At 42.0% G+C, this 8,798-nt stretch carries 11 protein-coding genes; 6 read left to right on the forward strand and 5 right to left on the reverse strand.

The window, feature by feature from the left end; all coding sequences use genetic code 11:
- Nucleotides 1–7: 7 nt before the first annotated feature.
- Entirely contained in the window at nt 8–664 is a 657-nt protein-coding gene (gene modB, locus BDR01S_RS23495; protein WP_066248803.1) for a molybdate ABC transporter permease subunit, read from the reverse strand.
- Nucleotides 665–673: 9 nt separating this feature from the next.
- The gene (gene modA / locus BDR01S_RS23500; RefSeq protein WP_066248800.1) at nt 674–1,480 is read right to left on the reverse strand and encodes a molybdate ABC transporter substrate-binding protein; all 807 of its coding nucleotides are present in this window, start codon (nt 1,478–1,480) and stop codon (nt 674–676) included.
- Between the two features lie 144 nt (nt 1,481–1,624).
- On the opposite strand from modA, the gene BDR01S_RS23505 reads away from it, so the two are divergent.
- The 3 genes from BDR01S_RS23505 (at nt 1,625) to BDR01S_RS23515 (ending at nt 3,521) form a co-directional block, all read left to right on the forward strand.
- Complete coding sequence (locus tag BDR01S_RS23505) at nt 1,625–2,560, forward strand: helix-turn-helix transcriptional regulator (RefSeq protein ID WP_066248797.1); 936 nt, start codon at nt 1,625–1,627, stop codon at nt 2,558–2,560.
- A gap of 159 nt (nt 2,561–2,719) precedes the next feature.
- Nucleotides 2,720–3,040 (forward strand): YwdI family protein, encoded by a 321-nt coding sequence (locus BDR01S_RS23510; RefSeq protein WP_066248795.1) that lies wholly within the window; start codon nt 2,720–2,722, stop codon nt 3,038–3,040.
- Nucleotides 3,041–3,146: 106 nt separating this feature from the next.
- A complete protein-coding gene (locus tag BDR01S_RS23515) occupies nt 3,147–3,521 on the forward strand; it encodes a DUF423 domain-containing protein (protein WP_066248792.1) in 375 nt (124 codons plus the stop codon).
- Between the two features lie 152 nt (nt 3,522–3,673).
- On the opposite strand, the gene gerQ is transcribed toward BDR01S_RS23515, so the two are convergent.
- Nucleotides 3,674–4,153, reverse strand: a complete 480-nt coding sequence (gerQ, locus tag BDR01S_RS26370; RefSeq protein ID WP_066248788.1) for a spore coat protein GerQ — start codon at nt 4,151–4,153, stop codon at nt 3,674–3,676.
- A gap of 235 nt (nt 4,154–4,388) precedes the next feature.
- Nucleotides 4,389–5,132, reverse strand: a complete 744-nt coding sequence (gene hemQ / locus BDR01S_RS23525) for a hydrogen peroxide-dependent heme synthase (RefSeq protein WP_066248786.1) — start codon at nt 5,130–5,132, stop codon at nt 4,389–4,391.
- Between the two features lie 248 nt (nt 5,133–5,380).
- Here hemQ and pta point away from each other — a divergent pair, with 248 nt between their 5' ends.
- Both pta and lipL read left to right on the forward strand, forming a co-directional pair.
- Nucleotides 5,381–6,352: a phosphate acetyltransferase gene (gene pta, locus BDR01S_RS23530; RefSeq protein ID WP_066248784.1), complete on the forward strand. Its 972-nt coding sequence runs from the start codon at nt 5,381–5,383 to the stop codon at nt 6,350–6,352.
- Between the two features lie 149 nt (nt 6,353–6,501).
- A complete protein-coding gene (lipL, locus tag BDR01S_RS23535) occupies nt 6,502–7,332 on the forward strand; it encodes an octanoyl-[GcvH]:protein N-octanoyltransferase (RefSeq protein WP_066248781.1) in 831 nt (276 codons plus the stop codon).
- A 79-nt stretch (nt 7,333–7,411) separates the two neighbouring features.
- Here lipL and BDR01S_RS23540 read toward each other — a convergent pair whose 3' ends face one another.
- Nucleotides 7,412–8,203, reverse strand: a complete 792-nt coding sequence (locus tag BDR01S_RS23540; RefSeq protein WP_066248775.1) for an RsfA family transcriptional regulator — start codon at nt 8,201–8,203, stop codon at nt 7,412–7,414.
- A gap of 270 nt (nt 8,204–8,473) precedes the next feature.
- On the opposite strand from BDR01S_RS23540, the gene BDR01S_RS23545 reads away from it, so the two are divergent.
- The gene (locus BDR01S_RS23545; protein WP_066248771.1) at nt 8,474–8,695 is read left to right on the forward strand and encodes a YuzB family protein; all 222 of its coding nucleotides are present in this window, start codon (nt 8,474–8,476) and stop codon (nt 8,693–8,695) included.
- The last annotated feature ends 103 nt before the right edge of the window (nt 8,696–8,798 follow it).

The following is an 8,798-nucleotide window of genomic DNA, read 5'->3' on the forward strand; positions in this document are numbered from 1 at the left end:
TGAAATTTTAAGATTTTGAGAGTTGTACGCAGACTAACATAATAAATGAAATACCAATCATACTCAGTACCCATAACCAAGCCAAGTGCATATTACCAGAGTCAAGGGCAATATAGATAGCTGTAGGGATCGTTTGAGTTTTCCCAGGGATGTTTCCAGCAAACATGAGCGTGGCTCCAAATTCACCTAACGCTCGTGCAAAACTTAAAATTCCACCAGAAATAATTGATTTTAGTGAAAGTGGAATGGACACTAAAAGAAATAGCCTGAATTCACTCGCCCCATCTACTCGGGCTGCACCTTCAATATCTTCATCAATCGCCGCAAACCCGGTCTTGGCGGATTGATACATAAGCGGGAACGCCACAATCGTGGATGCAATGACGGCAGCCCACCAAGTGAACATAACGGGCTGTTGAAATAGCCATTCAATCATTTGTCCGATTGGGCTTTGTCTACCAAATAGAACGATTAACAAAAATCCCACAACAGTCGGGGGTAATACTAATGGCAAAAGGAAGAGGGTTTCAATGAAAACTCTCCCTTTGAATTTCGCTTTCGCCATGACCTTCCCTAAAATTAGCCCCAAAATCAAGACAATGATACCTGAAGTGAAAGCAATCTCTAATGATAGTTTGACTGGAGCCCAAAAGTTGTCTGCCATTTTACTATATTACAGTCCTTTAAATCCGTATTTTTTGAAAACTTCCATTGCTGCATTACTGTTTAGATATTCATAGAATAACATGGCTTCGTTTGGATGGCTACTAGCCTTGATGATTCCAACAGGATACACGATGGGAGTATGGGTCTTTTTATCAGCTGTTGCCGCAATTTCCACTTTAGCGGAGGTTAATGCATCTGTTTTATAAACGATTCCCGCATCAACATTCCCTGTTTCCACATATGTAAGCACTTGGCGTACATCCTTGGCATAGACGATTTTCCCTTTAACCGAGTTCCAGATCGTTAAGTTTTCTAGTACCTCTTTCGAATATTTACCTGCTGGGACAGATTCAGGGGTCCCTATTGAAAGCTTATCTGCTTTAGCAAGATCTTCAAACGTTTTAATTCCTTTATTCGATTCTTTTGGAACGACTAGCACAAGCTCATTACCAACCAGATCGATCCCATTTTTCTTTTCAATCAAACCATCTGTCACTAATTGATCGAATTTATCTTCTGCTGCAGAGAAGAAAAGATCGACAGGTGCTCCCTGTGAAATTTGTTGTTGCAACGCTCCGGAAGCGCCAAAGTTATAGTTGATTTTCACATTGCCATGTTCTTTATTAAAATTAGATGTAATTTCAGTCAAGGCGTCTTGCAAGCTTGCCGCTGCTGAAACTGTTAATTCGACGTTCTTTTCAGGGGCCGCTTGTTTTTTATCTGCGGGCTTTTTACTTTGTTCATTGGCTGAACATCCTGTAAAAACAAGTAAGAACAATAACATCGTTAAAAATAATTGATAAGATTTTCTCAAAGTATCTCTCTCCTTATAATTAGTTATAACTAATTATAACTAATTATAATTGGTTGTGGTATGAAAAAAATCACAAAATACAATTTTAGTAAGAATATGCTTATTAAAAAATAATGAGATACAATAGAAGGAGGAGGGATGGACATGTCAAAGGAGATTTCCTATACGATTGAAGAAGTATCGCAGCTATTAAAAGTCTCGAAACTAACCATATATGATTTGATAAAAAAAGGGGACCTTCCTGTATTCCGTGTTGGAAGACAGATGCGGATGGATGCAAAGGATTTGGATGATTACATATCCAATAATAAGACGAATCAGGGTACGACTCCTCCTGCCCAAGAATGGCATCAACAAAGAATGGAACCAAGGGCATCCAAAAACATTGTCATTAGTGGCCAAGATATTGTCTTAGATATCCTAGGTAAACACATTGAGAAATCTTCCACCTATAAAGCCTTACGTTCCTATTCAGGAAGTTTAAACAGCCTCATCGCTTTATACAATGGAGAATGTGAAATAGTTAGCTTACATATGTTTGATGGAGATACAGGAGAATACAATCTACCTTATGTAAAAAAGATTTTGGTAGGCTATCCGTATATTTTAATCAATCTTGTTTCAAGAAAAGCAGGATTTTATGTTCAAAAAGGAAACCCGCTCCACCTCATGACGTGGGCTGATCTAAATCAAGAGAATGTAAAAATCATCAATCGAGAGAAAGGGTCGGGAGCAAGGATCCTTCTCGATGAACAGCTCAGAATACACGGCATTTCTTCAAAGAATATAAATGGGTATAAGCACGAAGAGACGAATCATTTAAGTGTTGCTTCGGCCGTCTCTACTGGGATAGCAGATGTAGGAGTGGGAATTGAAAAGGCTGCTAAGATCGTTGGAATAGACTTTGTTCCATTAATAACGGAACGTTACGATCTCGTTCTTTTAAAAACACCTGAAAATGAAAAACTGATCCGAATGGTAAAGGAAACGTTATCGTCTCAGCTGTTTCAGTCAGAAATAAACTCTTTGGGTGATTATGATCATTCTCAAACAGGATCCATCATTTATGAGACGTATTAAAAAGAAAGTTCGCAGGTTTTTAATATGACAAAATCTGACTTGTTTCACGTGGAACAGTGGATATTGTCGAGAGTTCTCACAAATGGTTTGATTTTTCGCAAAAGGTGTCATCCTCGTGTATTATGGGATCATAGATGAAAATAGAGAGGTAATTTCAAAGTGAATATATCCGTCCAAAACCTATTAACGAAAATAGAAGCAGAATTGAAGCTGGCGAAAAGCAGCACCAAGGAAGAAAGCTTGCGGGAAAAAGTCTACTCTATTAAAATATTATGCGAGTTGCTGCTAGACGAAAATCCGTCACCGGCAAGCGAGGTTGCAGTGGCTCCCATGCCTGCGGTTCAACCAGCCATCTCATTTCAGGCTTACCAACAGCCCGTCATGAGCCAACCAATCGTACAACAATCCACAACATTACAGCAGCCAAAAAAACTCGACATGGAAAACGAAGCAAATGGGGATTCATTGTTTGATTTTTAATAAAAGGAAAAGTTAAGGCACATTGTTGATTCAACCACTCTGTTGATTGGAGCAGAAGGCAACAGACTAGTTTAACAGTGCCCAATAAAAAAGGGGAGAATATTAGATGAAAGCATTTATCATAGTTGGTGCGATCAACGCCTTTATAGCGGTTGCGCTTGGTGCCTTTGGTGCCCATGGATTAAAGGGTAAACTCGATGCCTATTATTTGGATATTTGGAAAACAGGTGTCACCTACCAAATGTTTCACGCCATCGGGATATTGATTATTGGTCTCCTCATCGGGAAAGTAGCCGCTGCCAGCCCGCAATTTACCTGGGCAGGATGGCTGATGCTGGCCGGTATTATCTTCTTTAGCGGCAGTTTATACGTATTAAGCCTAACGAAGATTGGTATCTTAGGGGCGATCACACCAATTGGCGGTGTCTTCTTCTTAGCAGCCTGGATCCTAATCGTCGTCGGTGCAGTTAAACATTTGTAATTGAAAGGAAGTCATTGGGGAACAATCCCAATGACTTTTTTTTCGAAGGCTAGCAAAGTTATTTTGGAACGGAAATCAACAGGCCTGTTTATCTAAACTTACCCAAAAAATAAAACACCAATTGGGATCAATTGGTGTTCACATGTATTATTTTATCTTGGCGGGTAAGTAGCTAATGGTGGAGCACTGCCATATGGATATTCATACTCAATTTCTTCCGAAAATTGGACGTAATCGACGGCGACCATTGGGATGAGGTACCTTACCCCGGATTGTGGATCGCTCAAGATGACATGATCCCTTCCTGCCGCTTCAATAATCCCTTTAAATTCCTTCGCATTCCATTGATTGTTACCTTCAAAAGTGGCAAACACGCTTACCAATTTTCCTTTATTTAAGCGTAAAATGTTTTCGATGTACGACTGCTCAATTGGCAGCATGCCACCAGGTGCTTGTGGTGCTGGCGCCCCTGCCCCTGCGACTGCGCCGGCCGGTGGGAATTGCGGGAATCCTTGTGCACCAGGTGCCGGATAAAAACTTTGCCCGCTCCCCTGGACCCTTGGATCTCCTTGCTGTTGCCCAGCTGCTCCCGGATAAGGCTGAAATCCCTGTGGATTATAGTATTGATTCATCTTTTTCCCTCCTAAAAAATGAATAAAACGAGTGGCCCAACAAGCTATTAATACTCCCTTCATCCCAAATATGTTCCAACGGGGGTAAAATAAACTTTTTGTATTTGAGAGTAGTGGAGTTCTTTCTTAGACTCGCTGTTTAAATAGTATGAGCACAAGGGGCGGAATATGACTAGCTAACCGGGAAGAACAACAAAAAAGTCCCCAGCGGAAGACTGAGAACTTTTAAAAAAAATTATACATGAAGGAAACTAGCGATCCGTTCTTCCTCTAAGATGTTGCCAACAAAGAAGGAGCCAAATTCTCCGTATCTAGCACTTACCTCATCAAAACGCATTTCATAGACAAGCTTTTTAAACTGAAGGACATCCTCTGCAAACAAGGTGACGCCCCATTCATAATCATCAAAACCAACCGAACCAGTGATGATTTGCTTTACCTTACCAGCGTATGTACGGCCAATCATTCCGTGGCTGCGCATCAAACTTTTACGCTCTTCCATCGGCAGCATGTACCAATTATCGTTGCCCTCACGTTTCTTATCCATTGGATAGAAGCAGACATATTTGGTTTTAGGCAGCGTCGGGTACAGTCGGGCCAAAACTTGTGGATTTTGGTAAGGATCCTCACCTGCAGGCAAGTAGTTACTTAGCTCAACAACCGAAACATAAGAATGGGCAGGCACGGTGAATTCAGCCAATCTTGTTTTATTGAATTCGGTTTCAATTTGGTTCAGTTCTTCCATCGTCGGACGAAGAATCATCATCATAAAATCGGCTTTTTGCCCAACAATTGTATATAAAGCATGGCTGCCTTCTTTACGTTCCTGAGTCGCATTCCACTTCTCAACTAGACTTAAAAACTCGTGGATAGCGGCCTGTCGCTCATCACTAGGGAGCATTTTCCAAGTTGTCCAATCAACGGTACGGAAATCATGGAGGCAATACCAGCCATCAAGCGTTACTGCTGCTTCACTCATTATAATCACTCCTAAATAATCATTCTTCTTATTTACATTCATTACTATATCATAGTTTGACCCAGTGGCGCGCGAATAAACCATTCGAAATCGTTTAATGGATATTTTTATTAGAAAAAGTAAATCATAAACTTTAGCGTGTAATTTTTTGAAAAAATAAACTTTTAGCCGCTGTGAGTGATATCCTTGAAATTTAAAAACGGTAAAGTATGCTAATGAAGTAGGTTTATTAAGGGAGGATTTTTGTCGTGAGTGATTTATTTGAAGGATTGAAGCAAAAAGTTTCTGGACGCGATTTGAAGATTGTTTTTCCAGAAGGATTAGACGAACGGATTGTCAGAGCTGCAGGTCGTTTAGCAGCGGAAAAATTAATGACACCGATCTTGATTGGCAACATCGAACAGGTTCAGGCCAAAGCAGCTGAGGTTGGCGTTTCGCTCGATGATGCGGAAATTTATGACCCTGCGAGCTATGCAGGCATGGACGAACTTGTGGCCGCGTTTGTTGACCGCCGCAAGGGGAAAGCAACCGAAGAGGATGCCCGCAAAATCTTGCTTGATGAAAACTATTTCGGCACCATGCTTGTTTATTTAAATAAAGCAAACGGCCTTGTCAGCGGTGCGGCCCACTCCACAGCGGATACCGTGCGCCCTGCCTTGCAAATCATCAAAACAAAAGAAGGCGTCAAGAAAACCTCTGGTGTGTTCATCATGGTTCGTGAGGATGAAAAGTATGTGTTCGCCGATTGTGCGATTAATATTGCACCAGACAGCAATGATTTAGCTGAAATTGCGATTGAAAGTGCGAAGACAGCTAACATGTTTGATATCGAGCCGCGCATTGCGATGCTTAGTTTTTCAACAAAGGGTTCCGCTAAATCGCCGGAAACAGAACGAGTGGCAGCGGCCGTAGAAGAAGCGAAGCGCCGTGACCCATCACTTGTATTGGACGGAGAGTTTCAGTTCGATGCGGCATTTGTTCCTTCTGTTGCTAAAAGTAAAGCACCGGATTCACCGCTGCAAGGCGATGCGAATGTGTTCATTTTCCCTAGCCTTGAAGCAGGTAACATTGGCTACAAAATTGCGCAGCGTTTAGGCGGCTTTGAAGCGGTCGGACCGATCCTGCAGGGCTTAAATGCACCGGTGAATGATTTATCACGCGGTTGTAATGAAGAAGACGTCTACAAACTGGCGTTAATTACAGCGGCACAAGGGTTATAAGAGTATTGAGAGGGGCCGGTCCGCGGTTATAGTGGACTGGCTTTTTTTTAAACGATGAATTAGAGAAGTAGGCACAACGAGGCACACCCTGTTTAATTTCACTTGATTTTGATAAAATATGTCTATCAATTTAGTTAGGAGCCACCCAAATGGAAGGTTTACTACATCAGCCGCAGTGGCGAATCATCGATCAATCCGCTGTCGGTATTCATTTTCAGGCGTTACAATCGTTTGGTACCGATGATACCCTCTGTGCCTCGGTCGGGACGGGAGAGGCACCGGCCACAGCCAGGACCTGGGTGCACCACAATACATGCGTCCTCGGCATTCAGGATACCAAACTGCCATTTTTACAAGAGGGAATCGAATTCCTGCACGAGCAAGGTTATCAGTCGATTGTCAGAAACTCGGGCGGCCTCGCTGTCGTTCTTGATGAAGGGGTCCTCAATATTTCATTAATTTTCCCTGAGGCGGAAAAAGGGATTGATATAAACCGCGGCTATGATGCCATGTGGCAGCTGATTCAAAATATGTTTGCGGACTTCCCGCATCAGATTGAAGCAAGGGAAATAGTCGGTTCTTATTGCCCGGGAAGCTATGACCTTAGTATTAGCGGGAAAAAATTTGCAGGCATCTCGCAGCGCCGCCTTAAAAAAGGGGTCGCTGTTCAGATTTATCTTTGTGTAAATGGCAGCGGACGGGATCGGGCTGAGCTGGTCAGGCAATTTTATAAACTAGCAAAACAAGAAGCAGAAACAAAATTTGCCTATCCACAGATTGTTCCGGAAGTCATGGCTTCGCTTGCGGAATTGCTTGGGACGAATTTCACCATTGCCGATGTGATGCTCCGTCTATTAAACCAGTTAAAGGAAAATGGTGAATTTTTATATGCCGGGCCATTGAACGAGTACGAACTGTCGTTATTTCCCGGTTATTATCAACGGGTCATTGATCGTAATGAAAAAATTGCCGCCATGTAAAAAGCCGCGATTCCACCTGAGTGGAATGACGGCTTTTTTTTCAAAGAGATGTTGCGCGTTTGCTCTTCTCCCATTATTTTTATTCCGCGACCTTCTCTAAGTTCCCGTTACGGTCCATTTTGAATTTAGTCGCTGGTCTTTCTTCTTCTTCAAATAACACAAGCTTGCGGGCCCGGTTCATGATCTTCATTAAGGTCTCGTAATCTTCTTGAATCGTTTCGGTATTCTGCTCTAAACCTTCAATTTTAGCGGACATTTCCTCATTTTGACGCCTTACTTCAGCCAATTCCCTTTTTAATCTTTCATTCTCACTTTTTAATGCTTCATTTTGCAGATTGGCATGATGGAAGTTTTGCAAGTAAGTAATGACCGAATCAAGCGAAAGTCCTGTTGGATTGGCTTGTCGGTACGTTTGGACGGGTGTTTGGACTGGTGTTTGAACTTGTGCCTGTGCCTGAACTGGTGCCTGAGTTTGCGGTGTTACATAGCTTTCCTCTGCCATCTCTGCCATCATATCAGGCAGTTCAAACGATGTTTCGAGCGGCATTTCAACTTGGCCCGGCATCGTATCAAAATCAGGTGCTCCAGTGAGCGGCGGGCTATATAATAGTTTTTTCTTGCCGCCCTGCTCTTTACCTAACACTCTTTGTCTTTGTTTTCGTTGCTTTTTGGCTAACTGTAATGCTTTTTCATAGCGGTGGCGAACGACGGCATTCCATCTGAACCCACACGCGGCAGAAGTACGATTCAGCTTGTCGCCCACTTCTTCAAAGGCATTCAGCTGGGTACTGCCTTCTCTTACATGCCTAAGGACAGTCTCGGCTAAAAGCAAATCATTCTCATCTGTCCATGCATCTTGACGAACTTTCATATGTTCAACTCCCTTTTATAGTTTTTGGATGAACCCGCAAATGAATCTTGACGAGTTTTTAAAAGTTCTAGTCTTAGGATGGACAAGTTTATAAGCCTTTATACCAAAATGGTTGCAAGGATAGTAGATTTTTTTCAAGAGTTTAGTAAAGATTGCAACTTGCATTCGAAAACAAGAAATTGTAAAATACCATAGGAGTTAATCGGATGTTTTAAGAAATCCAAGCTGGATAAAATATATAGAGAGTGACCAAAGAAAGGGTTGTAACAAATGTCTAATGAATTTCGCGTTTGTGATGATTGTCAGGCCGTGAATCTCAAGACGTTAATCCCTCGGTTGAAAGAACTTGATCCGGATGCTGAAGTGAAAATTGGCTGCCAATCCTATTGCGGGCCTGGCCGGAAAAAGACCTTTGCCTTCGTGAATAACCGCCCCGTTGCGGCACTAACAGAAGAGGAATTAATGGAAAAGGTTAATAAAAAGATAAAATAATCACCTTTGTTAAATAACACAGGTGATTTTTTTTCCAAACAATGTCGAAAAATCCTGTAGAATATTGCTGAAAATAGGGTGGTTTTTGGGATATAATAGGAAG

The sequence above is a fragment of the Neobacillus drentensis NBRC 102427 genome (assembly GCF_001591445.1).
GTDB classification, from domain to species: domain Bacteria; phylum Bacillota; class Bacilli; order Bacillales; family Cytobacillaceae; genus Neobacillus; species Neobacillus drentensis.

Excerpts from the sequence above, each read along its gene's own strand:
- BDR01S_RS23505 (WP_066248797.1), top strand. The coding sequence starts at position 1,625 with ATGTCAAAGGAGATTTCCTATACGATTGAAGAAGTATCGCAGCTATTA.
- BDR01S_RS23545 (WP_066248771.1), top strand. The coding sequence starts at position 8,474 with ATGTCTAATGAATTTCGCGTTTGTGATGATTGTCAGGCCGTGAATCTC.
- modB (WP_066248803.1), bottom strand. The coding sequence starts at position 664 with ATGGCAGACAACTTTTGGGCTCCAGTCAAACTATCATTAGAGATTGCT.
- BDR01S_RS23540 (WP_066248775.1), bottom strand. The coding sequence starts at position 8,203 with ATGAAAGTTCGTCAAGATGCATGGACAGATGAGAATGATTTGCTTTTA.
- lipL (WP_066248781.1), top strand. The coding sequence starts at position 6,502 with ATGGAAGGTTTACTACATCAGCCGCAGTGGCGAATCATCGATCAATCC.
- gerQ (WP_066248788.1), bottom strand. The coding sequence starts at position 4,153 with ATGAATCAATACTATAATCCACAGGGATTTCAGCCTTATCCGGGAGCA.
- hemQ (WP_066248786.1), bottom strand. The coding sequence starts at position 5,132 with ATGAGTGAAGCAGCAGTAACGCTTGATGGCTGGTATTGCCTCCATGAT.
- BDR01S_RS23515 (WP_066248792.1), top strand. The coding sequence starts at position 3,147 with ATGAAAGCATTTATCATAGTTGGTGCGATCAACGCCTTTATAGCGGTT.